22 protein-coding genes and 1 pseudogene are annotated in these 25,185 nt (G+C 59.9%); 18 read left to right on the plus strand and 5 right to left on the minus strand.

The annotated features are described in order from the left end of the window. Entirely contained in the window at positions 1-684 is a 684-nt protein-coding gene (locus DSM25558_RS14405; protein ID WP_077105437.1) for a PIN domain-containing protein, read from the plus strand. A gap of 347 nt (positions 685-1,031) precedes the next feature. On the opposite strand, the gene dut is transcribed toward DSM25558_RS14405, so the two are convergent. From dut to DSM25558_RS14425, 3 genes are all read right to left on the minus strand, one after another. Beyond that, a complete protein-coding gene (gene dut, locus DSM25558_RS29655; protein ID WP_077105439.1) occupies positions 1,032-1,808 on the minus strand; it encodes a dUTP diphosphatase in 777 nt (258 codons plus the stop codon). 92 nt (positions 1,809-1,900) lie between these two features. After that, positions 1,901-3,049, minus strand: a complete 1,149-nt coding sequence (locus DSM25558_RS14420; protein WP_077105440.1) for a site-specific integrase — start codon at positions 3,047-3,049, stop codon at positions 1,901-1,903. Positions 3,050-3,406: 357 nt separating this feature from the next. Then, the gene (locus DSM25558_RS14425; protein ID WP_077105441.1) at positions 3,407-4,540 is read right to left on the minus strand and encodes a site-specific integrase; all 1,134 of its coding nucleotides are present in this window, start codon (positions 4,538-4,540) and stop codon (positions 3,407-3,409) included. Positions 4,541-4,665: 125 nt separating this feature from the next. Between DSM25558_RS14425 and DSM25558_RS14430 the strand changes: the two are divergent. From DSM25558_RS14430 to qatD, 17 genes and pseudogenes are all read left to right on the plus strand, one after another. Further along, a pseudogene (locus DSM25558_RS14430) lies at positions 4,666-5,618 on the plus strand (DUF1403 family protein). A gap of 2 nt (positions 5,619-5,620) precedes the next feature. Beyond that, a complete protein-coding gene (locus DSM25558_RS14435; protein ID WP_077105442.1) occupies positions 5,621-6,310 on the plus strand; it encodes an SMC-Scp complex subunit ScpB in 690 nt (229 codons plus the stop codon). Between the two features lie 287 nt (positions 6,311-6,597). Beyond that, entirely contained in the window at positions 6,598-7,773 is a 1,176-nt protein-coding gene (locus DSM25558_RS14440) for an MFS transporter (RefSeq protein ID WP_077105443.1), read from the plus strand. A gap of 145 nt (positions 7,774-7,918) precedes the next feature. Beyond that, entirely contained in the window at positions 7,919-8,743 is an 825-nt protein-coding gene (locus DSM25558_RS14445) for a MurR/RpiR family transcriptional regulator (protein ID WP_077105474.1), read from the plus strand. Positions 8,744-8,816: 73 nt separating this feature from the next. Beyond that, positions 8,817-9,965, plus strand: a complete 1,149-nt coding sequence (locus tag DSM25558_RS14450; RefSeq protein WP_077105444.1) for an ABC transporter ATP-binding protein — start codon at positions 8,817-8,819, stop codon at positions 9,963-9,965. A gap of 1 nt (position 9,966) precedes the next feature. Next, complete coding sequence (locus DSM25558_RS14455) at positions 9,967-10,917, plus strand: carbohydrate ABC transporter permease (protein WP_077105445.1); 951 nt, start codon at positions 9,967-9,969, stop codon at positions 10,915-10,917. Next, on the plus strand, positions 10,914-11,747 hold the full coding sequence (locus DSM25558_RS14460) for a carbohydrate ABC transporter permease (protein ID WP_077105446.1): 834 nt from the start codon (positions 10,914-10,916) through the stop codon (positions 11,745-11,747). Before DSM25558_RS14455 ends, DSM25558_RS14460 begins: the two co-directional genes overlap by 4 nt. A 39-nt stretch (positions 11,748-11,786) precedes the next feature. After that, positions 11,787-13,043, plus strand: a complete 1,257-nt coding sequence (locus DSM25558_RS14465) for an ABC transporter substrate-binding protein (protein WP_077105447.1) — start codon at positions 11,787-11,789, stop codon at positions 13,041-13,043. 62 nt (positions 13,044-13,105) lie between these two features. After that, complete coding sequence (locus DSM25558_RS14470; protein WP_077105448.1) at positions 13,106-13,915, plus strand: phosphodiesterase; 810 nt, start codon at positions 13,106-13,108, stop codon at positions 13,913-13,915. Continuing rightward, positions 13,912-14,598, plus strand: a complete 687-nt coding sequence (locus DSM25558_RS14475; RefSeq protein WP_077105449.1) for an HAD family hydrolase — start codon at positions 13,912-13,914, stop codon at positions 14,596-14,598. The genes DSM25558_RS14470 and DSM25558_RS14475 overlap by 4 nt, the downstream gene beginning before the upstream one ends. 361 nt (positions 14,599-14,959) lie before the next feature. Continuing rightward, positions 14,960-15,589, plus strand: a complete 630-nt coding sequence (locus tag DSM25558_RS14480) for a DUF6088 family protein (RefSeq protein ID WP_371480005.1) — start codon at positions 14,960-14,962, stop codon at positions 15,587-15,589. Beyond that, positions 15,582-16,619 (plus strand): nucleotidyl transferase AbiEii/AbiGii toxin family protein, encoded by a 1,038-nt coding sequence (locus tag DSM25558_RS14485; protein WP_077105451.1) that lies wholly within the window; start codon positions 15,582-15,584, stop codon positions 16,617-16,619. The genes DSM25558_RS14480 and DSM25558_RS14485 overlap by 8 nt, the downstream gene beginning before the upstream one ends. A gap of 59 nt (positions 16,620-16,678) precedes the next feature. Next, complete coding sequence (locus DSM25558_RS14490) at positions 16,679-17,536, plus strand: restriction endonuclease (RefSeq protein WP_077105452.1); 858 nt, start codon at positions 16,679-16,681, stop codon at positions 17,534-17,536. Then, a complete protein-coding gene (gene qatA / locus DSM25558_RS14495; protein WP_077105453.1) occupies positions 17,533-19,503 on the plus strand; it encodes a Qat anti-phage system ATPase QatA in 1,971 nt (656 codons plus the stop codon). Before DSM25558_RS14490 ends, qatA begins: the two co-directional genes overlap by 4 nt. A 176-nt stretch (positions 19,504-19,679) precedes the next feature. Continuing rightward, on the plus strand, positions 19,680-20,408 hold the full coding sequence (gene qatB / locus DSM25558_RS27750; RefSeq protein ID WP_244554197.1) for a Qat anti-phage system associated protein QatB: 729 nt from the start codon (positions 19,680-19,682) through the stop codon (positions 20,406-20,408). Beyond that, the gene (gene qatC / locus DSM25558_RS14505; RefSeq protein WP_077105455.1) at positions 20,405-21,775 is read left to right on the plus strand and encodes a Qat anti-phage system QueC-like protein QatC; all 1,371 of its coding nucleotides are present in this window, start codon (positions 20,405-20,407) and stop codon (positions 21,773-21,775) included. The genes qatB and qatC overlap by 4 nt, the downstream gene beginning before the upstream one ends. Continuing rightward, complete coding sequence (qatD, locus tag DSM25558_RS14510) at positions 21,772-22,536, plus strand: Qat anti-phage system TatD family nuclease QatD (protein ID WP_077105456.1); 765 nt, start codon at positions 21,772-21,774, stop codon at positions 22,534-22,536. The genes qatC and qatD overlap by 4 nt, the downstream gene beginning before the upstream one ends. Positions 22,537-22,772: 236 nt before the next feature. On the opposite strand, the gene DSM25558_RS14515 is transcribed toward qatD, so the two are convergent. Next, positions 22,773-23,576 (minus strand): GNAT family N-acetyltransferase, encoded by an 804-nt coding sequence (locus DSM25558_RS14515; protein ID WP_159442500.1) that lies wholly within the window; start codon positions 23,574-23,576, stop codon positions 22,773-22,775. 310 nt (positions 23,577-23,886) lie between these two features. Continuing rightward, positions 23,887-25,182, minus strand: a complete 1,296-nt coding sequence (locus DSM25558_RS14525) for a DUF4238 domain-containing protein (RefSeq protein WP_077105459.1) — start codon at positions 25,180-25,182, stop codon at positions 23,887-23,889. Positions 25,183-25,185: the final 3 nt, after the last annotated feature.

Consider the following 25,185-nt stretch of genomic DNA (forward strand, 5'->3'; position numbering starts at 1 on the left):
ATGGATGACGTTCAGCTGGCTTCAAAGAACCTGCCTACCCTGTGCATCGACACATGCTCAATCCTTGATGTCTTTAGAGACCCAACGCGAGACGCAGTTCGCGCTTCCGACGGTAAGGCTTATTTGAGCTTGATCCAAGCGTCTGTTGACGGCCGATTATCCTGCTTGATCGCGCAACAGGTGCAAATCGAATTCGCTTTACATGACCAGCGTATTCAGGATGAGGCTGCGAAAGCCATTGAGCGTTTGCGGAAGCAGTTTGTTAAACTATCGGAGATCACCGCGGTCTTCGGGTCTCCAAATGAGATCGACTTTTCCCATCTTGACGATCACGTCGACCGCGCGCGTGCCAACTTAGAGAGGTGGTTTGCAACTTTCCATTCGCTTCTACCCGACGCTCAAACGGAGGCTCGCGCTTTCGGACGGGTGCGGGGGAACCGCGCTCCGGCACAACGGGGGAAGGATACTTGGCAGGACTGCATGATATTGGAGACCTATCTAGAAGCGGGACGGCTACTACGTGCAGGAGGCAATACTGCTCCATTCATATTCCTGTCGTCCAACACCTTGGAATATTTCACCCAAGCGAGGATATTGAAACATGAAATCGCCGAGGATTTTGGGCCGTCCTTGATTCAATATGCGCCGACAGCTGGTGCAGCACTGCATGCACTTGGTTTGTAACTCTTGGCGACGCCTTGAAATTTTTGACGGAGAGTATCTTGAAGTTCATAGACGGCGAGGCCGAAATTCCAGACGAGCTCGTTGAGGCGGTGCTTTCCGGCAACGCTGTTTTCCTTTGTGGCGCTGGAATTTCGAAAGGAGCTGACCTTCCGCTTTTCAACGAGCTTACCCTTAAGATCTACGAGGACCTCGGGGAGGCCTACGAAAACGATCCACCTGAGCTTGATTCCTTCAGGAAGAACGAATTTGATCGTACTCTCCGCGCTCTTGAGAAGCGCGTGCGGCGACCAGGTAGCGAGCGATCTCCGGTTCGAACGTCCTGTGCGAAGCATCTTCAAGTTCCTCCATTACTTCGCTTCCCTCACCATGAAGCAGTGCTTGCACTGTCTCGCGATAGGGAAGGCCGTAACACCCTTTGCTCTCCATTGTGCAGCAGAGCCGGGCGTTCCTCTTTCCAAAGCGTAGACCTTCTTCAGATCCGGAAATCGCTCCCGATCAACGTCGAGCGTCTCCAGAAGGAGACGAAGCGCCGCGTCTTCTGCCCTGTAGCCAACAAGGACCAGAGTCGCGGTGCGCATGCGGTCTTCGACATAACGTGAGGCCCATCCGTCCCGCAGGTACGCGTCACCAAAATCAGCACTCGTAAGGATTAGCTCTGTTTCCGGAAGTTCAAGAACGGAATCGGCTATGCGACCATGGAGGTGATGGATCCCATAGTCACGCGGACCTCCAGGCTTGGGGAGACCTTTCACGGCTACGCTGCGCCATTCTTCCTTACGGTCCTTTGCCGCTCGTTCGAACAGGGTGTCGAAATTCGTTGTGAGAACGCGGCTAACCTCGCCGCGATAGTCACTGTCGATCGTACCAGGGGAGTTAAGGACGGTTACTCCATGGTGCGACGCAAGGCCTGATCGCGGACGAACCTGTGCTTCCATGAATTCGGGAATTTCTATGCAAATTCCCGTTGGAATGTTTGCTCGCTGGCCCGGCCCCAAGACTATGGCTGGGCTGTCGAATGCCGCGAAGAGGTCAGCTCCCGCTGAGCCGCTCGTTTTATATTCTGGTGGAGTGGCTTGCTCAGTCAAAAGGACTACCCTGACTGCCGGATTGTCGTTCATCCTCATCGCTCCTTCTCCGAGGCTACAAAACTTACATATCATTTTTCGTTGGGCGAGCCACGCTACGAGTTTAATAGAGAAACTGCTCGCTATCGCGGTTAAATCATGTGGGCTGCCCGACCTGTACGTCGTGTGCTGTTGTTGTAGTAGCTGGATGCCTGCTGTACCGATCGGTGGCGTGATTGCTCCATCGCCTCGGGGAGGGGAATGCCTCGGTTGGCCGCTTCGGTGAGATAGCCTGACCGCAGACCATGCGCCGAAAACTCCCCACTGTCCAACCCCGCCATCTCCGCTCGCTGCTTCAAAATCGCATTGACCGACTGCGGATCGATCGCCCGTTTGGACACGGTGCCCCATCGCCCGATCCCCCTAAAGACACTGCCCTTGTCGATCTTCGCCGCCGACATCCATGCATAGAGAGCCTCGACCGGCCGGCCGGTGAGATAGACGGTATCGTCTTGCTCACCGGAGGTGGTTTTCGTGCGACCGAGATGGATGGCGAGAGAGGGGAGGGGAGGGCCGTCCGGCATCTCGATTGGCGGCTCGACGGTGAGCTGCTCGACCCGAAGCCCGGCGACCTCGCTGCGCCGACGGCCACCGGAGGCAAACGCGACCATCAGGATCGCCCGGTCACGCAGATCGCGTAAGCCGTCGCCCGCGCAAGTGACCAGCAGTTTTGCCAACACGTCGCCGGTAACCGCCTTGGCGCTTTTGCGGCGACGCGTTCGGGGGACGGCCCGCACGGCGTGGCGAATGGCCGATTTGAGGGCAGGGGAGGCGAAGGCACCATCCAGGCCGCGCCACCTTGTCAGTGTCGACCAGTTCGCCAGACGCCGACGCACGGTGGCTGGCGCATGTGGGCCGATGGATTTGAGAAATTTTTGTTGACGCAGCTTGTCGTCAACATCGTTTGGCATACCGTGGGCGGTATCGGTCGCGCGCTTTTTAGGGTCCCACAGATGATGGGCAACGAATTTGAGCAGCAGCGCTTCAGGAGCTGGCCATGGCAGGGATTTGCCGGTCGCGGCCAGGCCCCAGGCTTCAAGGTAAGCCAGATCCGATGTCAGCGCCCTGAGTGTATTGGCGCCCATGCCGGCATTGACCAGGTGGCGCAGAGTGTCGATGTCCTGCTCGGTGAGAAGCTCGGCAAGTTCGTCGCGACGTTCAAGCGGAAGCACGGACGCAATCGTGTCGAGCTCCTCGGCGCGCCGTTCGACGTCGGAATTTGATTTAGAGGATTTGGCCAAGGATGCTCCAAATTGACTGGTTTTGCGGCGCTGACGGCCCCGCTTTGCAGCGATTCTGACTGATTTGCGGCTTGATATCAACTACCATCGATAAGGAGTACTTATCGATGGTTAGACCATCAGCCCAAAACCGTACAATGTGACAGACACTAATTATCCACTGGCGTCCGTTTAGAAAATCATTTACCATGATTTCAATGGTTTACGATCTCGGCAAATTGCCCATTTCGACGTTGCTGCGGCCGATATCGGACGCGGCTGTGGCTTTTAGCTCCCGATTTCAATTGAAGAGCTAAGTGAGAATCCCGAACCCAAAAACTTCGCTTACGATTTCACGCGGAGGAGGGGAGGGGCCAGCTAAAGCCCTGAAGCCTTGGTCAAATTCACGCGGAAGCGATCACGTCGTCTCTGATATCTGCGGGTCATTTCCGCGGAAGCATGGCCAAGCTGTTTTTGGACGTAGCGTTCGTCGACCTCGGCAGAGGAGGCGAGGCCAGCGCGAAGGGAATGTCCAGAAAACTTGAAGGCCCGCTCGATCTCGCTGAGATCGCCGCGAACGCCTGCGGCCATTGCGGCCCGCTTCACAAGCCGCGCCACCTCTTTGTCGTTCAGTCGCTCCGAGCCAACGGCCTTCCCTTGCCCCGTGACACGGCGAAAGAGGGGGCCATGGGCCAGCTTGGCAAACTTGATCCAGGTCTCGATCGCGGCGACTGGACAAGTCGCATCAGACGAGCCGCGACCGACCTCGACCTTTCGCCATCCGGTTTTCCCGCGCAGGGTGATGAGCATCCCCTTGTCGAGGATTTCGATCCAGCCGCGCCCGTCTTCGGTCTGGTCTGCCTTCAGATCAAGACCAACGATCTCGGAGCGGCGAAGACCTCCTGCAAAGCCGACGAGCAGCATGGCACGGTCGCGCAGGCCGCGCAGCGACCCGCGGTCGAGCGTTTCGACCATGGCGATGATATCCTCTGCCATGACCGCCTCCTTCTGCACCGGCGGCTTGGCATGGCTGTTGCGGATCCCCGCCATAACGGTTGCGATGTGCCGGTCCCTACGATCGAGGGCGAGCCCGCGCTGCGCATAATTCCACGATAGGGAGGAAAGGCGGCGCTCGATCGTGGAGACAGAGTTGGCCTTGATGCCCCGTTCAGCCGTGCCAGATGCGCAGGCCGTGATGTAGAGCCCAACGGTTTGCGGGTGCGGGGGGAGGGGAGCCAGATTGGACCGCCGACACCAAGCGGCAAAATGCTTCCAGTCCGAGGCGTAAGCCTTGCGGGTATTGGCGGAGCTGGCGGCTTCGACATAACCCCGGGCCCGATCAGCAAGGTCTGCGAGATGGGACGGCGTCTGATCCTGACCGGCGGGAGAGGAGAGCGGGCCGTGGCGTGCCACCTCCGGCGCGGAAACATCACCGCCAGAAGCCGTGCTGAGAGACGGCGCTGAGGTCTCCTCGACGTAAATTTCGGTGTTCTGCTCGATGATTTGGGCCATTCTCTATATAAAGAACAAGACGTCCGATAATGCAAGATTATCGGACGTTTTATAGCAGCGACGGGGCGTGCGGTTCAAGTGGATAATGCTGGCCTAAACTGCGCACCTAATCTACACTCCCGCGCATGGATTCGCTCGTGCCCACCGCTTCAATAGCCCCTGCTTGGTCGCCCCGTCTTCCGGGCTGGGCGCTGTCGCGCGGCCGCGACATCAGCGAATCCGACGCCGCCTTTGCCGCTGGTATCGCTCTGAAATCACTGGACGATGTGATCCGTGCGGGCCCACCATGGATTGGCTGCTGGCGCGATCGACTTGCCCTCAAATCAGCTGCCGTCGCCGCGAAAATGGTCGGCCGCGATGAAGAGGAAAGCGCGCTCCGCGACGCGGTCTTGCTGACAGTCGCTGGCGACGATCCTGGCCCGGCCGGAAAGCTGTTTCTGATCACAAGAATGCTGACGCACCGATCCGGGCCTGTCACCACCTCATTCGTCAAAGAGATCGCCAATCTTTTTGGCCTTCGGTGGGACGACGGTCTTGCGTCAATTCCTGATATCGTCGATTCTGCAAATCAGTCCGGGCGAGCAGCACCCTTCGCGGTGGCGGACCTGATAACAGCGATTTCTGCCGTTCGCCCGGATGCCGAGGTGCTGGCGCTTGCGATGGCCGAGGTCGTCCTGGCGCACAAGCTCAAATGGCCGAAACCCGTGCCGTTGCTTCTGCCCGAACGATATGGCGCGGCCTTCCGCACGATTGGCGGACGAGGGCGTGTGCGACCGGGCGAACCGGCTTATCCAAAAGCGATCTGCCTGCGCTGGTTGAGGGCGTCGAGGCGGCGCTGCGGTCCGCCACTGAGATCGACCGACGCGCCGGCCGGCTGATGGCCGTGGCACCAAAGCTGCGCACCAAGGGTGCCGAGCCGGTGATCCGCAAATTGCTGAACGAGGATGCCGTGCCGGCTTCGGCACACGGCAGTACCCTGTCACGCTGGGCTGCCACCCGGCTGTTCGAGCGCCTTGAAAGTTTTGACGTGGTGCGCGAACTGTCCGGTCGCTCATCCTTCCGGATCTTTGGATTGTGACCATGGCCGGATCCACCGCAACTCGCAGCAAACGGGGCTCTGAGAAAAGTGTGGGAGGTGAACGCCTCTACGACCGGGAGCTGGAGGAGCTGCCGCCGGAGCTGCGCTGGCGGGAATGGATGCTGCGGGTTGAGGCGGTGATCTTTGCTTCCCCCGAGCCCGCCAGCCGTGAGACGCTGGCGCGGGTGGTCGGAAAAGATTGCAGCATCGATCTGCTGATCGACGACCTGCGCGAGGAGCTGCGGTCGCGTCCCTATGACATCGTTCCGGTCGCCGGCGGCTGGCAGCATCGAAGCCGTTCGGCATATGCGCCCGCAATCCGCGCCTCCCAGGCATCAACGCGTTCATCCTCGGTGGCACTGTCGGAGCATGAGGCCGCGGTTCTGGCGGCGATAGCCTACCTGCAGCCGGTGACGCGCAGCGAGTTGTCCAACATGTTCGGCAAGGAGGTGAGCCGGGACACCATCGCCAGCCTGCGCGACGCCGGCTTCCTCGGCTCCGGCCCGCGTAGCCCGACACCCGGTGCGCCGTACACCTATGTGACGACCAAGCATTTTTTGTCAGCGTTCGGCCTCGAGACGCTGCGCGACCTGCCCGATCTCGAGCGGCTCGAGGACGCCGGGCTGCTCAGTCGCCAGGCGCTTGAAGGCCACGCGACCTCTGAGCAGGAGAGCCAAGTTCTCGAGGACTGAGTTTTCGAATGGCTTTTGACGGCAGCCTTTTTTGCGACCGCAGCATTCCGCGACCTCTCTTGAAAGGCCCGTCCGCGGATGCTGTGAATGTACTTCCATTCGTTGGGCTATGGAGCTTGGCTCCAAAATGTCATTAAAGTGAAATAAAGCACCGCTATAGGCTGCCGATGACACAGAGCATCGGACGCAGCCGAGATCGTCTCACTGATTCCGCGGCCCGCCGGATCAGGAACCCGTAAAATCTCGGCCTGGGCGGCCGACTGAGAGCCAACTTTCGTCTGGAGACAATGTCAAGTCTGCTCACTCCCTGGCGCAGTGTCGCTGCAGCGTTTGTCTTGAACGGCGTCTTGTTTGGAACCTGGGCCTCTCGTGTCCCGGCGGTGGTGATGCGCTTTGACCTGAGCGAGGCGGATCTCGGAGCGCTGTTGCTGCTTCTTGGGCTGGGCGCGCTCATCTCGTTCCCGCTTGCGGGCCGGTTGTCCGATCGTTTCGGTGCTGTGCGAGTGACCCGGTCAATCGCAGTTGCGCTCCTGACATCAATCATCTTTCTCGGCTTTGCACCGACATTGCCTCTCTTGGGCGCAGCACTTTTCCTGTTCGGCATGTGCCACGGTTCGATGGACGTAACGATGAACAGCTGGGCAAGCGAAGTGGAAAAGCACATGGGACGCCCGGTGATGTCGTCTTTCCACGCAATGTGGAGCCTTGGGGCCGGTCTCGGCGCGGCGAGCGGCTATTTTGGCGCCCATGCGAACGCGCCGCTGCACCTTCACTTCCTCGTCACCGCGGTTTTCGTTGGCTGTCTCCTGGGACCTATCCTCTGTCTCGATTGGCAATCTGCGATCCGCAAGAAGCAAAAGGTGGCGGGCAGCCTGCCGCTTCCCCGCGGCGCCCTTTTTCTCGTGGGCCTCATTGCGCTCGCTTCAGGACTGGGCGAGGGCGTTGCTGCCGACTGGAGCGCCGTCTATCTGCATGACGTCGTCGGCACCGCTGAGGCGCACGCCGCGCTCGGCTATGCGGGGTTTTCCGCCGCCATGGTGGTCATGAGACTCGCTGCGGATTTCCTCGTCACGCGCTTCGGGTCAACCGTCGTTGCAAGGTTCAGCGGCGTCTCCGCAGCCCTTGGTACCTTTCTCATTGTTGCTCCCTCCGAGACTTTACCCGTCGTTCTGGTGGGTTTCGTGCTGATGGGCGTGGGCTACGCCGCCCTGATCCCGCTCACTTTCAGCCGTGCGGCGGCGGACCCTCATGTCCCGCCTGGCCAGGCGATCGCTTCCATTGCGACCTTTGCCTATGGTGCGATGGTCCTGGGACCGCCTGCAATCGGATTGCTCGCGGAGGCAACGAGCCTGCGCGTCTGCTTCGGTGTTGTTGGAATTTCTGCTGTGCTGGTCGCAGCCTTGGCTCCGGTTTTGGAGGAGCAGCATGCGGTTGGGGCAATTGCGAGGGGGGAAAGTCGTTGATCGCAGATCAGTTCCTGGAAAGTAGCCATGGCCAAACCTGGAGCCGCCGATCCTTTCGCGAGTGTGCTATCTCCTACGATGGCAGCGCAGGCTTTAGCCAATATGTGGGTGCTCAAAGCCTTATCAAGGAGCAAGTAGCTTGGCAGTGAATATCAAATCGCAAACATCCCTCGGGCCCCGGCATGAGAGCATTCTCGGCCGCTTGCAGGATGACATTGATGCTCTGCCGAATGCGCTCGCGCGTATTGCCAAGTACATCCTTGAAAACCCTGAAAAGGTACTGCACCATTCGGTCGCAGAGCTTGGTGAATTCTCAGGCAGCGGTGAGGCGAGCATAGTGCGTCTTTGCCGGCAGATCGGGTTTTCAGGCTACCGTGAGTTCAAGCTCGCGCTTTCAGCAGAGATCGGCCGTCCGGGGGGCCCATCCTCTTTTCCTGAAAACCCCGACGCCGCTCTGCAAACCTTGCGCGACATCATGGTGGACAACCTGACTGTCGCTCATACCAACGCGGATCGAGAAACGCTTGAGGCCGTCGCTGCGGCGCTCGCGGCAAGCAGAAGGATCGATCTCTATGGATCCGGCATGTCGGGTGTGACGGCAGAGCTGCTTGCCTACAGACTGATGCGTGTTGGGCTGACGGCCGTGGCATTCAGAAACGCCAACATGGCTCATGAAGTTGCCAATGGCCTCGGTCCCGGATGCGTGGCGGTCGCCTTTTCGATCTCCGGCTTGTCGGTCGATACGGTGCAGTTTCTGAAGGGTGCCCGCTCAGCAGGCGCCGTGACCGTTGCCATCACCAACCGAGCGCGCAGCCCAATCGGCGAAGCAGCAGATTTTGCACTGCAGGCTTCGGGCCTGCACGACCGACCAATTGGCGGCACTCTGACGCCGATGGTCGGCAAGATCTTCGTGATCGAAAGCCTGATGCTCGCGCTCGCGACTGCGATGGATGAAACCTCCCCAAAATGAAACTAAACTCCATATTGTCATCAGAATGAAATAAAACACCACTACAGCTGCCGCCAACCGAAAGGAACCGGATATGGCAGCTTTGGACCTCCACATCGACAATGTCGGCAAGCGCTATGGAGCGACCGATGTTTTGCGCGGCGTCTCGCTGAAGGTTGGGGCCGGCGAATTCGTAACGCTGCTTGGGCCGTCCGGCTGCAGTAAATCCACCCTTTTGCGCATCATCGCGGGGCTCGAACGCGCCGATCATGGTCACGTGAGTGCAGGAGGACGGGGGCTGGATAGCGTAGCACCGAAAGATCGGGATCTCGCCTTCGTGTTCCAGAGCTACGCACTTTATCCGCATCTCAGCGTTTACGACAATATTGCCGCCCCATTGATCATGCGCGAACTGACCAGCCTTGAACGGCTTCCCGGCATCGGCGCTCTGCTGCCTGGAGCCGCGCAACGCAATCGCTCGATCGACGAGCGGGTCCGGCAGACCTCGGCGCTCCTCAAACTCGACGGGTTTCTCGACCGCCGGCCGGCGGCGCTCTCGGGCGGGCAGCGCCAGCGCGTGGCTTTGGGGCGAGCTATGGTGCGCAATCCGAGGATCTTCCTGATGGACGAACCGCTGGCAAACCTGGATGCCGCGCTGCGCATTCATACACGTGGCGAGATCGCCCGGCTGCACAAGGAAATGGCAACGACGACACTTTTCGTCACCCATGATCAGGCCGAGGCGGCAGCCCTTTCGGACCGTGTTGCGGTCATGTTTGGCGGTGAGATCCGCCAGGTCGCGGCCCCTGCCGATCTCTATCGCAATCCCGTAGATCTCGATGTTGCCCGGTTCCTGGCTCAGCCCTTCCTGAACGAGCTCGCTGTGGCCGCACCGACCGGCGGCGGACTGACGATCGGCAACAACCGGATCATCATTCGCGACGCGCTCGGATCCCGAGAGGCCGGCACGCTGGCTTTCCGGCCGGAACATGCGTCGCTCACTGGTGGAGACCAGCCGGGCGCCCTGCCGGTTCAGGTCGCGCGCGTCGAGCATGCCGGAACCGACGCCTACGTCTTTGCCGACGCTGAGGTCGGAGCGCAGTTCGTAGTCCGGATTGCAGCGGAACGCGCGCAGTCCCTGCGTGGCGGCGAGATCGTCGGGCTGAACATCGATGCGGAAAAGGCATGGTTCTTCCCTTCCGCCGGGTCGCGCCAGTGTCTCGATCAGAGCAGGGCAGCTTGATATGGCCGTGGTCAACGACATTCCGATCAGCGCCTCGGATGGCGTTTCGATCAACCACCAATTCACGCGCGCCCAAGCGCGAGCCGGCCTCATTCTGGCCCTGCCGGCGACTGTGTTGATTGCCGCCCTTTTGATCGGCCCTGCCATCCTTGTCTTCGTCCTGTCCTTCACGGACGCCTCGCTTGGTTTGGCGGGTGCTCGGTTTGTCGGTCTTAGCAACTATGTGCGCATGCTGACGGATCCGGGTTTATCCCACAGCCTGCGCAACACCGCGCTCTATGTGCTTGTCGTCGTGCCGACATCGATCGGATGGGGGCTTCTGGTCGCTCTCCTGATCGCTCGATCGCCTTTTGCTACGCTTTATCGAACGGCCTATTTCCTGCCTGTGGCAGCGACACTGGTGGCGCTTGCCACTGCATGGGAAGCAATTTTGCATCCGAGCCTCGGCTTCGCAAACACAATGCTGCAGCTCTTGGGGACGTCTCCGGTCAGGTTTCTGTCCGATCCGGACACTGCCATCTACGCCCTTGCGGGAATCGGCGTCTGGCAGCTGGTGGGCTTCAACATGATCCTCTTCCTGGCGGGTCTTTCGACAATTCCCGAGGAGCTCTACGAAGCCGCGGCGATCGATGGCGCAGACAGGGGAGTGAAACGCTTCCTGCTCGTAACCTGGCCGATGCTGGCGCCGGTGACACTGTTCGTCACGGTAATGACGATCATCCGGGCATTTTCGGTCTTTGAGACAGTTGCAGTCCTGACAAAAGGCGGACCGATGAAATCCACTTCGGTCATCCTCTACACCTTCTATGAAGAAGGATTTCGCTTCTTTCGAGTGGGATATGCGTCAGCGATCGCGGTTTCCTTCTTCGTCTTCGTGACCTTGCTGTCGCTCCTCCAGATGCGGATCTCCGAGCGCCGGCAGCGCACAAGCACCAATGGAGGCCGGTCATGATCATAAGGCAATCTTCTACATCGCGCCTTGGTTCGCACGCGCTGCTCGCGAGCGGCGCAGTCTTGATGGTCTTCCCGTTTTTCTGGATGCTGCTTGCCTCGCTGACACCGCAGAGCCAGATCTTCAGCGGCAGTCTTTTACCAATTCCGACGTTCAACGGCGCAATCGAGAATTACAGTACCGCACTTTCGGCGATTCCTCTTCTGCGTTTCATGGGAAATGGCATTATCGTGTGCCTTACAATTCTTGTGCTGCAGATCGCGGTTGCTATTCCTTCCGGCTATGCGCTCGCCAAGCTGTCCTTCCCAGGTCGCCCTATACTCCTAGGAGCCGTCCTTCTCGGGCTCTTGGTGCCCGTGCAGATACCGACGATACCAATCTACATCGCACTGGCAAAATCCGGGCTGCTTAACAGCTATGCCGCGCTGGTCCTACCCTGGATCATATCGGTGTTCGCCATCTTCCTGTTCCGACAGTTCTTCGTGACCTTTCCCGACGAGGTTCTTGACGCCGCGCGGCTGGACGGCTTTAGCGAGCTTTCGATCGCCTGGCGGATCATGCTGCCCGCGGCCTGGCCGGCGGTCGCCTCCTTTTCGATCTTCTCCATCGTGGCCCATTGGAACGATCTTTACTGGCCGCTGGTGGTGACTACTGATCCCGACATGATGACGCCTTCGCTCGGCATCGCCTATTTTCGGCAGGCGGGTGAGGGCGCCGGAAACGTCGGTGCGCTAATGGCCGGGGGCGTCCTCGTGACCGCGCCCTTGGTCGCCCTTTTCCTTCTCATGCAGAAGCACTTCATCCGGGGTCTGGTGCTCGGCCGACACTAGCTCCGTTCCCAATCCAATCTCAAACCTCAGGAGAGCAATGTGAAAACAATTGCAACGATCCTTGCTGCCGGTATCACTGCCGCGCTAGCAGCCTTTCCGGCGAAAGCCGAAACGAAACTCGACGTCTACTACGCCTGGGCTGAACACGAAGTCATCCACAAACCGATCGCCGATCGCTTCATGGCCGAGCACCCGGACGTCAAGATCAGCTTCCGGGCCGCGGCCCCCAGCTATGACGATGCTGTCCAGACGCTGATCCGCCAGAGCATGGCGGGCGAACTGCCGGACGTCCATTATGTCGGCTTCAACGTGCTTCGGCCGCTTGTGACGCGCGGGCTGGTAAAACCGATCGACGATTTCGTCGCCGCCGATCATCTGAGCGATAAGGGCTATACGGATCAAATCCTGTCGCTCGCCAAGATCGATGGACATGTGTATGGCCTGCCATTCGCAATGTCGACGCCGGTCGTCTACTTCAACGCCGATCTCGTTAAGAAGGCCGGCGGAGATCCAGCCAAGATCCCGACGGATTGGAATGATTTCATTGCGCTTACCGCCAAGATCGGAGCGCTGGGCGACGGTACATCCGGCATGTACTATCAGCTCGGCTCCGACGATTGGACGACGCAGAACCTCGTCCGCAACTTCGGTGGCCAAATGATGGACGACAAGGAAACCGACATCGCTTTTGACGGTCCCGCCGGTCAGGCTGCGGTCAAGCTCTTCAAGCGGTTCCATACCGATGGCGCCCAGCCGGCGATCGACTCTAACGCCGCGCGCCAGTTGTTCACCTCCGGCAAGCTCGGCTTCTTCTTTGCTTCCGCCGGCAGCGTCAGCGGTCTCGAAAAGGAGATCGGCGATCGCTTTGCGCTGAAGACGGCGCAGCAGCCACTCGGCGCTGACAATGCCACGATGCCGACAGGCGGCATGGTGGCCGTGATCCTGACTGACGACAAAGCCAAGCGCGCCGCCGCTTGGGACTACCTCAAGTTCGCGACCGGACCTGAAGGCCAGAGCATGGTCGTGCCGAATACCGGTTATATGCCGACCAACACCCTTGCTCTCGATAAGGATCATCTCGGCAGCTTCTACGACAAGCACCCAAATTGGTACACGAGCGTGCTCCAGACCCCGCGGGCCCGCCCGTGGTTCTCGTGGCCAGGTGATAACGGCGTCGAGATCGGCCAGGTCCTCCGCGACGGAATGACGGCTATTGCGCTCGGATCGAAGGAGCCGGAAGCTGCCCTTGCAGACATGGCGACCGAGGTCCGCGCACTTCTGCCCAAGACAAATTAGTTCTCCCCAGGGGGATGCGGCGCAAATTGTGCCGTGTCCCTTTGCTTCAAACGGATTCTCCCATGAAACTCATCCACCTGACCGACCTGCACCTGGTGCCTCCAGGCGCCATGCTCTTCGGCTTCGACCCTGCCGATCGGCTGCGCGAAACCATCAATCGCATCAACCGCGATCACGCCGACGCCGAACTCTGTGTCGTCACTGGCGATCTCACCGACGAGGGAGATGCCGCCGCTTACGACCTACTGCGCGACGTGCTTCAGGAACTGCGCGTGCCTACGAGGCTTCTGCTTGGCAACCACGATCACCGCGGCCATTTCATAAAGGCATTTCCTGACGAGCCGTGCGATGAAAACGGCTTTGTGCAGTCGGTCCATGAAAGCTCTGCAGGACGCCTCATCTTCCTTGATACCCTCGTTGAAGGGTTTGGACATGGATCTTTGACCGACGGCCGGCTCGAATGGCTGCTGGCGCGTCTAGACGAGGTACAGGACTCTCCGGTTTATCTCTTCGCCCATCATCAACTACAGCCGATCGGACTGCCGCATTTTGAGCCCTGGAACACCGAGAACTGGCACCAGATCATGCAGGCGATCGTCGCGGTCGGGAATGTCCGGCACATCTTCCACGGTCATGTGCATGTCGATGTCGGCGGCAGCTGGCGCGGTATTCCCTTTAGCGCAAGCCGCGGCGTGGCGCATCAGATCATTCCACATTTCACACGCAGGGACGCAGATTTCGTCGAGGACGCGCCGGCCTTTGACGTCGCGCTGATCGACGACGACGGCGTGCTCGTTCACCGCTTCGAAGTCAGCGACAGAAATGTCGTGGCAGTCTCGGAAGCGGGTCCGCTACTTGGAGGTACGCAATGAAACAGCAGAACCCTTATGACCTAGTCATTTTCGATTGCGACGGCGTCTTGATCGACAGTGAGACACTCGCGAGCCGCATCGACGCTGAGGAACTGACACGCATCGGCTATCCCACATCCTATTCTGACGTGGTACTGCGCTTTACCGGCCTATCGTCGGCAACCATGCGCAAGTTGATCGAAGAAGATTGGGGCCGTCCATTGCCGGGCAACTTCGACACCATCGTGCAGGATCGTATCAAGGAAAGTTATCGGACGGAACTGCAAGCCATCAGTGGTATCGATCAGCTCTTGCATCAATTGCAGCTACCGCGCTGCGTGGCGTCGAGCAGTGCCCCCGAAAAGCTCAGACTGGGTCTTGAACTGACCGGACTGTGGCCGCACTTCGATCCACACGTCTTCAGCTCCGCCATGGTGAAGGTTGGCAAGCCTGCGCCGGATCTCTTTCTGTTCGCTGCAGCCAAGATGGGCGTTGAGCCTGCGCGCTGCGTCGTCGTGGAGGACAGCATCGCCGGCGTTCGCGCCGGTGTCGCGGCGGGAATGACGGTGATTGGGTTCACAGCAGGCGGCCATTGCCTTGAGGACCATGATCACCGATTGCTTTCAGCCGGCGCAAAGGTCGTGGCGAGATCGGCTGACGAGCTCACCTCATTGCTGTGTGGGGCCAGACTCTGTTGCCCATAATGGGATAAGGTATCTCCGAATGAGATGGATGCGGCCTCACCGGGCCGCACCATGTCTGTCCGATTATTTCAAACAAACAGTAGTGGGGTTTAAGGGCCGCGATGCCCTCCTGATCCCGTCGCACAACTGAAGAGGCGGTAAGGCTTCATGGTTAGAAGCCGGCGCGTCGTTTTCGTTCAGTTGCTTAATCTCCTACTCCGCACAGCTTGGTGATGAGCATCGGAATGAAGGCCATCGCCGGTGACGAAAGCGCGGCCGAAAATCCAAGCTTGCACTGGCGGGTTCGGTAACGAACTTCCACTGGACACGCCCTTTTTGGCAACGCTTGCATGTCAGAAAAATATAGGCTATTTTCTGACATATGAGCACGACCACGACATCAGTTCCCGACCAGATTATGAAGCGCGCTCGAGCAAACGGCCGCGGTGGCGTTTTCACGCCTAGTGATTTCTTGAGGATCGCCGGCCGCGCGGCAGTGGACCAGGCGCTTTCGAGATTGGCAAAGAGCGGAAAACTTCGCCGGCTCGCACGGGGTCTATACGATCTCCCAAAGATCCATCCGAAGCTTGGTCCTCTCGCGCCGGCCCCTGACGATGTCGCCCAGGCGCTCGCCCGCGAAACCGGCTCGCAGGTGCAAATCGCTGGTGCGCGGGCGGCGAATGCGCTCGGCCTCTCGACACAGGTCCCCGCGAAAAGCACTTATCTGACTGACGGGCCCTCACGACGCGTAGTGTTGGGCAAGCGCGTGGTGGATTTGCGTCACGCCTCGCCCAAGCATCTGATCGCGCCGGGCAGTGTGGCCGGGACAGTCGTTCAGGCTCTACGTCACGTCGGACCTGTGCGGGCCGCCGACGTCATGCATGTCGCGGCGCAGCGCCTATCGGCAAGTGACAAGAAGACGCTCGCGTCCACTGCGATCCAAGCGCCCGCCTGGATGCGTGCGACGCTCGTTTCGATCGCCAACGCTGCCCCGGGTGGCATCAATGGATAAGGTGGCGCTTTTACCGCCTCGCGATCGGGCAGCCCTCTTCGGGGAGACGGGTGCTGCCCGTGGCGTCGCGAACACCATCATCGAAAAGGACTTCTGGGTCTGCTGGACCCTGAGGCGACTGTTCGAATTGCAGAAGCAGGAGACAGCCTCCCTCGTCTTCAAGGGTGGTACGTCCCTTTCCAAAGCCTTCGGCGCCATCCGCCGGTTTTCCGAGGATATCGACCTGTCCTTCGATCGAGCCGACCTCGGTTACACGGGTGATCGCGATCCCGAGCAGGAGGGCATCAGCAAGAAGCAGGCGAACAAGCTTATCGAAGCGCTGGTGCGCGATGTCGAGCAGCATATCTCCGAAAAGCTGGTTCCGGCCCTTCGTGCCATAATCGTCGCGCAGTTGGGTGAGGCGAACAAAGGCGAGTGGTCGCTGGAAATAGATCCCGCCGACCGCCAAACGGTGAACTTCCACTATCCGACCGCGTTGGGTACGGCAGAATATTCGGGCATGGCTTATATTACGCCGCGCGTGAAGCTGGAGTTCGGAGCACGGGGAGATCCTTGGCCGACCCAAGACAAGGTGATCCGCCCATATGCGGCGGAAGATTTCCCAGATTTCTTCGAGCATCCTGATACGATTGTCACCGTTCTGGCGGCTCAACGGACCTTTTGGGAGAAAGCCACGGCCCTGCACGCTGAGGCGCATCGTCCTGCCGATTCGGCGACGCCGCAATATTTCTCACGGCACTATTATGATCTCGCCATGCTCCTCGACACTGAAGAGGGAAAGGCTGCCGCCAGTGACGTCGACCTCCTGGTCACCGTGGCCAAGCACAAGGCGATCTTCTTCCGATCGGGTTGGGCGACCTACGACACTGCTCGGCCGGGCACGCTCCGCCTTCTGCCGAGCGAGGCGCGCATCAAGGACCTGCGGGCGGACTATCGCGCAATGGCGCCGATGATGTTCGATGAGAGCCCGCCTCCATTCGATGAAATACTTGCGAAAGTTGCAGTCCTGGAAGAAACAGTAAACAAATAGAGACACTGGGTGTTCGGGGGAGGACTTTCATTAGCTCGATACGATCCATTGATCTGCGGTTGATTGAGGACCTCGTCGAATTTGCGCGGGGGCGTGGCTACGTGCTGGATTTTTCGGATTCGAGCTTCTCGCAATTCTTTGTTGCCGAGCTCGACATCGATATCGACGATCCGACCTACGCCGAGCACGGCGGATCGAAGGGCAAGCGCTTGCGTTGCTTCCTCCAGAAAGTCGACGATGCCACGGCCATCCGCGCGCTACGGGCGCTATGGGAACATCGCGGCGAATATCTTGCGCGCACGGGTCAGCCGGATCCTGTTGTCAACGCGGAAGGACGGTATCTGACCCTTCTGGCCCGACTTACGGGAGAAGGTTCCAACGGTGTTGGTGAGGCTCCCAGGCCGGCATTCGACTTGCGTCTCCTCGCCGAATTGCGAGACGAACTCGTGGCCGTCGCATCACTTCAACCCCATGAGCGAGGTTACGCTTTCGAGGCTTTCCTGAAGCGCAGCTTCGATATGGCGGGCCTGACCGCCCGGGAGCCATTCCGCAATACCGGCGAACAGATCGATGGTAGTTTCCTGCTTGGCGAGGAGACCTACCTTTTTGAGGCAAAGTGGCATGCATTGTCGACCGGCGTCGCCGATCTGCACGTATTCCACGGTAAGCTCGAACAGAAGGCGGCCTGGGCGCGGGGACTCTTCGTCAGCTATAATGGTTTCACGGCCGAGGGGCTGACTGCGTTCGGCTCGGGCAAGCGCCTCATCTGTATGGACGGCCGTGACATCTACGATGCGCTCGATCGTCAGATTCCGCTGAAGGCGGTCCTTGAGCGGAAGGTCCGCAGGGCGGCCGAGACGGGCCGACCCCACATCTCGGTCCGGGAGCTTTTCGATCAGAACGGGGGGAGCCGATGATCCTGACAGACAACGAAACCAAGGTTGATCTTCTCAACAACGAGGCGATCGCCACGACGATTATTCAGCTCCTGCGAGATCGCCCTGATCAACCGGTGACGATCGGCGTTCATGGCGATTGGGGCGCCGGCAAATCGAGCGTCCTGGAGATGATCGAAGCTGGTTTCGAGAAGGAATCGAAGGTCCTTTGCCTCAAGTTCAACGGATGGCGTTTTCAGGGGTTCGAGGATGCCAAGATCGCCCTGATCGAGGGCATCGTCACCGGGCTCATCGAGAAGCGGCCTTCGCTGACGCGGGCAGGTGAAGCCGTCAAGGATGTGTTCCGCCGTATCGACTGGCTCAAGGTCGCCAAGAAAGCCGGCGGTCTCGCTTTCACGGCGTTTACGGGCATCCCCACGCCCGACCAGATCGGTGCAATCGTCGGCACGTTGGAGGGCTTCCTTTCCGATCCGGCGAAGCTCGCCACCAAGGATAATGTCCAATCGGCTATCGATGGCGTAAAGGGGCTGCTGAAAGACGGGGAAGGTGAAAGCGCCAACGTTCCCGAGGAGATCAACGCCTTCCGCAAAGCCTTCGATGAACTCCTTGAAAAGGCGGGTGTCGAACAGCTCGTCGTCCTCATCGATGACCTCGATCGCTGCCTCCCTGACACAGCCATCGAAACCTTGGAAGCGGTCCGGCTGTTTGTCTTCACGTCACGGACCGCGTTCGTGGTCGCGGCAGACGAGGCGATGATCGAATACGCCGTGCGCAAGCATTTCCCGGATCTGCCTGATACGACTGGACCGCAGACGTATGCCCGCAACTATCTCGAGAAGCTGATCCAGGTCCCCTTTCGAATCCCCGCGCTGGGCGACACTGAGACGCGCATCTACGTGACGTTGCTGCTCGTCGGGGCCGAACTGGGCGACGACGATCCGGCGTTCAACAAACTGATTGGCGTCGCACGAGAGCGCTTGAAACGTCCATGGACCTCAGGTGCGCTGGATTCCGCTTCGGTCAGGACAGCTCTTGGCGAAAAGGCGTCCCGTGCGAATAATGCGCTTGCCCTGAGTGATCAGATCGGACCGATCCTCGCCAGCGGCACGAAGGGCAATCCAAGACAGATCAAGCGCTTCCTTAATATGCTGGTCCTGCGACAGCGGACCGCAGAGGCGCGGGGCTTCGGTGATGACGTGAAGCTGCCCGTACTGGCCAAGCTGATGCTCGCCGAACGGTTCATTCCGCGGCTGTTCGACCAAATCGCCGCAGCCGCCGCCGCTGCCAGCGATGGCAAATGCGCCGATCTTGCTTCTTTGGAAGCCGCAGCGAAAGTGAAAGAGGACCACAAACCAAAGGCGAAGGCGGGTAAGACAACCGGTAAAGAAGGTGATGGTGCAAAACCCGCGCTTGAAGTGGTGAAGTCTACGGAGAGCGCGCTTCTGGGTGAATGGCTCTCGTCGCCCGCCATTAAGGCTTGGGCGATGGTGCCCACGATGATCGGCGACGAGGATCTCCGGCCCTACCTGTTTGTGGCGAAGGATCGGAAGGATTATTTCGGCGCCGCCTCCGTTCTCGGACATCTGGCCGCTGTCGTCGAACAACTCTTCGGCGGGAAGTTCGCCGTGCAAGGCCTCGAAGCCGATCTCAAGCGGCTCGCCCCGCCTGAGGCGGCGCAGGTATTCGAAGCGGTCCGCGGCCGCATCGTCGGCACCGACGCTTTCGACACGGAACCCGCCGGCGCGGCAGGTCTCGCGGTGTTGATCAAGGCCCATCCCACGCTTCAGGGCCAACTCATCGATTTCCTCGACGCACTTCCACGAGATCGCCTAGGTCCATGGGGCTGCGGAGGCTGGGAGGGTGTCATTAAGGACGGTGAGGCCGTCCAGCGTTATGATCGACTGCTGCAGGCGTGGGGTAAAGACGGTGGGCTCATGCTGAAGACGGCGGCCAACGGTGTGCTGCGCACCCGGCAGGGAGGTCGCTGATGGGCACGTCCAGCGCGTTCGGCGGACAGGGCGGTAGCACCCCTCTCGTCCCAAGCTGGCTTGGTGATGACGGCGCCGCGCCGGCAGCACCTGACGGTACGCCGCCTTCTCAGGGTCAACCGCCGGATGGCGCTCCCCCTGACGGAACGCCACCTGACGCGCCACCGGTCGCGCCAGTGAGACCTCCACTGCCACCGATCGCCGATCCGACCCGATTTTCGGCGGCGCGCAACAATTTTTCGCGCTTCGCCGGTTCCGGCGGCGACGACCGCAGAAGCCTCGGCCGCGCTGTATCTCATTATGTGGGTTCATCCTCTGGCGGCGCACGCACGGCGGCCGCGAGGATGGGCTCGGCCCGGGGCGCGGGTAGTCGCCTGCTCGGCTTCTTGTCGGATGCAGTCAACCGTGGCGCCACCGAAGCGTTGCGCGCTCTCAACCTCGACGGCCTGGCCGGCAGGCCGATCGAAGAAATCTTCCTCGGCCTTGCGGACTATGTCTGCCCCGATGGCGGTTCGATCGATGAGGGAATCGCCCGTGAAGCCTTCATAGAAACCATCGCCGACCTTGCTGGGGCAGGCATCACCGACCTCGACGGCATCACCGCCGAGCAGATGCAGACTGTTTTTGAACTCTATGCGACGAATGCGATCGAAGCCCGGCTCTGCAACGATATCGGGGCGAGGACAGTGACCCTACCCAGCGACAGCCGGGAAGCCGCGCGCGTACAGGCGCAGCTCAATGATTTCATCAGGCGCGGGGTCGCCGATGCGCTCACGACGGCACGGGCTGCGGCCGCTGCGCTGACACCCGATCGTGTGCTCGCCTTTGTCGGACGCGTTTACGAGCAGGCGTTCGGCATCCTTCGGATTATGGGTGATGCGGAGGCGGAGGCGGAGGGCGAATGAGAAGACATGTTATCACTGGCCGTTACGGCCCTGGCGATCGTGACCGTATGCCGCTGGGTGACGGGGAGGTCGAAACCCGGCTCGATCTCGTCGTTGGCGACCGAACACTCGACCATGGGATCGGGCGCGCGCTGACCGATCTTTCTCGGCTCGGGGTCTTCCCCTTGGAAATGGGCGTGGATCTTCTTGTATTGGCGGCGCATGTTCATGCAGCCGACACCCGCATCTCGCGCGACAGCGAATCCCAGGACGGCTGGACACGTGAATTGCGCTTGATCGTCCCCGTCTCGGATGTGGGCCGCTGGCAGGGCGCCGCCTCGATCTTCGAGAGACTGTTGAACTTCCTGACCGGCGATCGTTGGTCGTTGGGGTTCCGTTCTCGTCCGACGCGCTTCGGGCGCGTGGCGCCAGCGGCTCCGGCAAGGCTTCTCGGTCCCTTATTCGACGACCTCGCCCTTTTTTCGGGTGGCCTCGACAGTCTGATCGGGGCAATCGATGCCCTTGAGGCGGGCCGTGTCCCGCTACTCATCAGCCACGCTGGCGAAGGCGCTACCAGCGAGGCGCAAGGAACGATCTTTGACGCTCTCAAGGCACATTACCGAGGACGGGGCTTCGAGCGCTTGCGTCTCTGGATGGCTTTCCCCGATGGTTTGGTCCGGGGATCGGCTGGAGAGAATACCACGCGAGGACGGTCTTTCCTATTCTTCGCTCTGGGGATATTCGCTGGCACCGGCCTGGAGCGGGCCTTCACCCTGCAAGTGCCCGAAAACGGCCTGATCGCGGTCAACGTACCACTTGACCCGCTCCGGCTCGGCGCGCTGAGCACGCGCACAACGCATCCCTTCTATATCGCTCGTTGGAATGACGCCCTGGCCGAGCTCGGCATCCCGGGCCGCATCGAAAACCCCTATTGGGATCGCACGAAAGGGGAGATGGCAGACGAATGCGCCAACCCTACGCTTCTGCGTCAGCTTACGCCGGCGTCGCTCTCTTGCGCCTCCCCCACGAAAGGAAGATGGCAGGGGCTCGGCACACAACACTGCGGCTACTGCCTGCCTTGCCTTATACGGCGCGCAGCCCTGCTTAAAGGCTTGCGGCCGGATGCCGACCCGACGGTCTATACCGCAGCCGATCTCACCGCTCACGCCCTCGACACGCGCCAATCTGAAGGTGTGCAGGTTCGCTCCTTCCAGCTTGCCATAGAGCGTCTTCGCGCGCGGCCGGGACTGGCGCCGATCCTCATTCACAAACCGGGACCGCTCTTCGATGAAAGTCCGCAGCGCCAAGCCGCTCTCGCGGATGTCTATAGACGCGGGCTTGAAGAAGTCGAGGAACTTCTCAAGGGCGTGAGGACGAGACCCGGATGACCGAGGCGGCATCAATCCGTGGCGTGGATTTCCACTGTCACCTCGATCTCTATCCCGACCACATAGCGGCCGTCGCGAAAGCGGAAGCTGCGCGGATCTATACGCTAACGGTGACGACGACGCCGAGGGCGTGGGCACGCAACCACGAGCTCACGCGACACACACGTTATGTTCGCGCAGCGCTGGGGCTACACCCTCAGCTGGTTGCCGAGCGCGCCGACGAGCTGTCTTTATGGGAGCGTCATCTGCCCGAGGCACGCTACGTGGGTGAGGTTGGTCTCGATGCAGGCCCTCGCTTTTACAAGTCGCTGGAAGCTCAAAAACAAGTGTTTCAGCGGGTTCTCGTACGATGCGCCGAAGCGGGCGGGAAAATACTCACGGTACACAGCGTGAGGAGCGCGCCTGCGGTTCTGGACATGATCGAAACCTACCTTCCACGAGAACGCGGAACGGTCGTGCTTCACTGGTTCACCGGCAGCAAGAGCGATGCGCGCAGAGCGGCGGCTCTGGGGTGTTACTTCTCGATTAATGCCGAAATGGCCCGAAACGATCGCGGTCGAGACCTTATCGCAATCCTTCCGCGGGATCGCATCCTCACCGAAACAGATGGACCGTTCACCCAGCTGGAGGGAAAGGCAACCGAACCGAGCGACGTGCCGCTTGCCGCCCACGCTACGGCCGCCATTCTTGGGCTGTCATCGAGTGCGATGACAAAGGTAATTGTATCAAACCTACGGTCATTGCTGGACGGAGTTCCATGAACAGTGCTTTACCCGGCCTTCCGGCGATAATCCATTCATTGGCTTGCCAGCATACTGTACGCGCCCTGAGGTGGATTGTTCGGCTTACAAGGTTGAACAACCATCTGCGAGCGCGGTCAAAGTCGCGTGATCGATCACGGCCCGCTTGCCGTTTGCCTCGGCGAGTTTCTGATTGCTGCGGCTGGTTCTTGGATTGATGCGGCTGGTTCTTGGATTGATGCGAGGTGCTTCCGGACCTACTCAATCGTCAGCGTTGAGAGATCAAACGAGTCTGCGCAGGTTGTATAGCAATGCGGGTTTCGACCAAAGCCAAAGGCTTTCGAAGAGCTGGTACCGATCCAGTCGTGAAAAATCGTCTCGCCGTCCAACGTGACTCGGACGTGTCGATCGCCCCGAGGACTGTCACGGTCAGCCGTTGCATCGTGACACATCGCGCCAAGCAGGATCCTGTCGCCGACCAGGACGCAAGGAAGATCCACCATCTTATAGGGCCTTCCACCCGACCCTTGGGTGTACCACGCGCCCTCGCCGAAAAACTCTACCTGCACCACCGGGCGCGCCTCCAACGGTAATTTGATCGGGTGGTCCAGGATCTTATAACGGTCGTCTGCGTCGGCGTCGCGCGGATAAAATCCGAACCTTTCCCAAAACTGCACCGACCGTTGCGTGATACAGGAGACGTGTAGTCTGCACACTCGCACACTCGCACACTCGCACACTCGCAGGCTCGAAGCTCGTGCAAGCACTTGCCTCACGATCGCAGTACCCAATCCTTGACCCCTGTAGAGGGGATGCACCTCCGTGATACCGGGCGATAGAAACTGGCCGAAATGAAAGGCGACGGCTTTGCCACCGATTCGGACTACTTCAAGCTCGCCTCGCTCGAAGTTTCTCTCAATAACCGAAAGATTGCACCAGAAGCCTCTGTCGAAATCACCGTATTGATCGTTGTCACGCAGCCGCTGGTATGCTTTTTCCTCGTCCGCCAGCCACGAACTCAGGAAGTGAAAGTCTTCATCGGTTGCCTTGATCAATTCCATGCGCGCGAACATCCTTCGTTCGGCATTCGGATGGCTGCAGGCCGGATCATGGCTCGGTTCGGCAGCTGCAACTGCAGTCGCAGGATCCATTGCAACGCGCTCGCTTTCTTTCGTCCTCCTTTTCGCTGCATTCCTGGCAGCGCTCTCCGTTGTCGCGATCGTTTCCTGCCGTTGGCGGGGCTCCGGAGCAGGTGAGGCACAAGGTGCCGACGCGGCACGCAAACAGTGAGGATCAAGGCTGCAGTGACTGCAATCGAACAGAATACTTCGACGAACACAGGCGCCGTCGATGAACACCTTCGATAGTTGATCAGGGCGGAGGATGGGTATTCAAGGGACGTGTTGGATCGGTCCGTCGCGCGAGCTCTCGCAATGCTCCGTCGCGATGGACAACGCGAAACCACCCAAACTGCGGGTCCCCAAAGCACTCAACACATGCTGCCGACATGCCGCGCCGCACTCTGCCGTTATCGTAGAGCTCAACCCTCAACTCGTCAGGATCCACCGAAACCTGCTGAAGGAGGTCCAGGTTCTCAGTCCTTGCCGTCAATCCCTCACCAGCCTCATCAACTTCCGCAATTGTCAGGAGGCAGCTGTCGTATCGCCCGTGAACCAACAGTTGCAGCCCCGCTGGCATTCCTCGCCGTCGAGGGGGACCACTCCCCATTTCCCCCATCGAAGTATGCGTCTCGACCGTTCGAAGCGAGGCGTTTTTAGCAAGGATGGCGCGCGCGAAGTTGAAATCGTTAGTCGAAGCGTAGAGGTAGCGCCGGCTACAAGCGACCTGGAGACGGTTCCAGTTGTCCAGCTCTGCATCTTCTATTGTTATCGGTTGACCAGCGCGGAAGCCGTTGCGATATCGCTCCATCCGGCTCCGTCGTTCTGCTGGCAGTTCGGCCCGCTCGATCGCCTCGTATCTTGCAATGATTGTGGGGCAAATGAGCGCGACAGCAATGCCGGGCGCGAGAGGAAGAAAGACAATCACCCCATGGGATTGAAGCGCCGCATCACCGTAGAGATAGGCGTTGCTCATAACCACCGGGTGATCAGACAGAACAAAGCGCGCATTATCACGTGCTGCAAATAATGCTGGGACGAGACGGGCCATCGGCTTGAGTAGTTCGCCTCGATCTAGAAAACTGCGCACGGCTCCCAGGCGCAGAATTGTCTCGCTTGGTACCGTCATTCCTGGGTCTTGGTCGGGATCGTAGCCAAACTGGCGTACCAGGTCCCGCATCTGTTCGGCAAGCATCCGAGGTGACGTGCGCGCCAGATGGGTGCGCAGCATCTGTGTCGCGAACAGATTAAGCAGCGCGATATGGTCCTCCGCCTGAAACCAAGCGAGAGATCGTGCTCCAACGATGTCGCGGATGAGCCTGGCGGATCGATTGTCTACATCATTGAACAGATCTTCGAAGTTCCACTTCCCGGCCTCGTGCTCAACCGTATTGAAGTTGTTCTCCGAGCCGGCCGCGGCGATCCCGCTCGGCCACGTCCTCTCGCTTTCCTTGTCGAAGACCCAAACCTGCTTCTCCTTACTGTCGATCGAGAAATGCCGAAGCTGTGCTCGCGTCACATAATGGTGATTCTTGGAAGGTTTAGACATGAT

Source organism: Agrobacterium sp. DSM 25558 (assembly GCF_900100825.1).
Lineage (GTDB): Bacteria > Pseudomonadota > Alphaproteobacteria > Rhizobiales > Rhizobiaceae > Agrobacterium.

Bases quoted from the DNA above. Each gene is read 5' to 3' on its own strand.
- DSM25558_RS14460 (WP_077105446.1), top strand. From the start codon at position 10,914: ATGATCATAAGGCAATCTTCTACATCGCGCCTTGGTTCGCACGCGCTG.
- DSM25558_RS14455 (WP_077105445.1), top strand. From the start codon at position 9,967: ATGGCCGTGGTCAACGACATTCCGATCAGCGCCTCGGATGGCGTTTCG.
- DSM25558_RS14405 (WP_077105437.1), top strand. From the start codon at position 1: ATGGATGACGTTCAGCTGGCTTCAAAGAACCTGCCTACCCTGTGCATC.
- DSM25558_RS14485 (WP_077105451.1), top strand. From the start codon at position 15,582: ATGGATAAGGTGGCGCTTTTACCGCCTCGCGATCGGGCAGCCCTCTTC.
- DSM25558_RS14440 (WP_077105443.1), top strand. From the start codon at position 6,598: ATGTCAAGTCTGCTCACTCCCTGGCGCAGTGTCGCTGCAGCGTTTGTC.
- DSM25558_RS14515 (WP_159442500.1), bottom strand. From the start codon at position 23,576: ATGGAATTGATCAAGGCAACCGATGAAGACTTTCACTTCCTGAGTTCG.
- DSM25558_RS14425 (WP_077105441.1), bottom strand. From the start codon at position 4,540: ATGGCCCAAATCATCGAGCAGAACACCGAAATTTACGTCGAGGAGACC.
- qatC (WP_077105455.1), top strand. From the start codon at position 20,405: ATGAGAAGACATGTTATCACTGGCCGTTACGGCCCTGGCGATCGTGAC.
- DSM25558_RS14525 (WP_077105459.1), bottom strand. From the start codon at position 25,182: ATGTCTAAACCTTCCAAGAATCACCATTATGTGACGCGAGCACAGCTT.
- DSM25558_RS14475 (WP_077105449.1), top strand. From the start codon at position 13,912: ATGAAACAGCAGAACCCTTATGACCTAGTCATTTTCGATTGCGACGGC.
- DSM25558_RS14450 (WP_077105444.1), top strand. From the start codon at position 8,817: ATGGCAGCTTTGGACCTCCACATCGACAATGTCGGCAAGCGCTATGGA.
- qatA (WP_077105453.1), top strand. From the start codon at position 17,533: ATGATCCTGACAGACAACGAAACCAAGGTTGATCTTCTCAACAACGAG.
- dut (WP_077105439.1), bottom strand. From the start codon at position 1,808: ATGAGGATGAACGACAATCCGGCAGTCAGGGTAGTCCTTTTGACTGAG.
- DSM25558_RS14435 (WP_077105442.1), top strand. From the start codon at position 5,621: ATGGCCGGATCCACCGCAACTCGCAGCAAACGGGGCTCTGAGAAAAGT.
- qatD (WP_077105456.1), top strand. From the start codon at position 21,772: ATGACCGAGGCGGCATCAATCCGTGGCGTGGATTTCCACTGTCACCTC.
- DSM25558_RS14480 (WP_371480005.1), top strand. From the start codon at position 14,960: ATGAGCACGACCACGACATCAGTTCCCGACCAGATTATGAAGCGCGCT.
- DSM25558_RS14470 (WP_077105448.1), top strand. From the start codon at position 13,106: ATGAAACTCATCCACCTGACCGACCTGCACCTGGTGCCTCCAGGCGCC.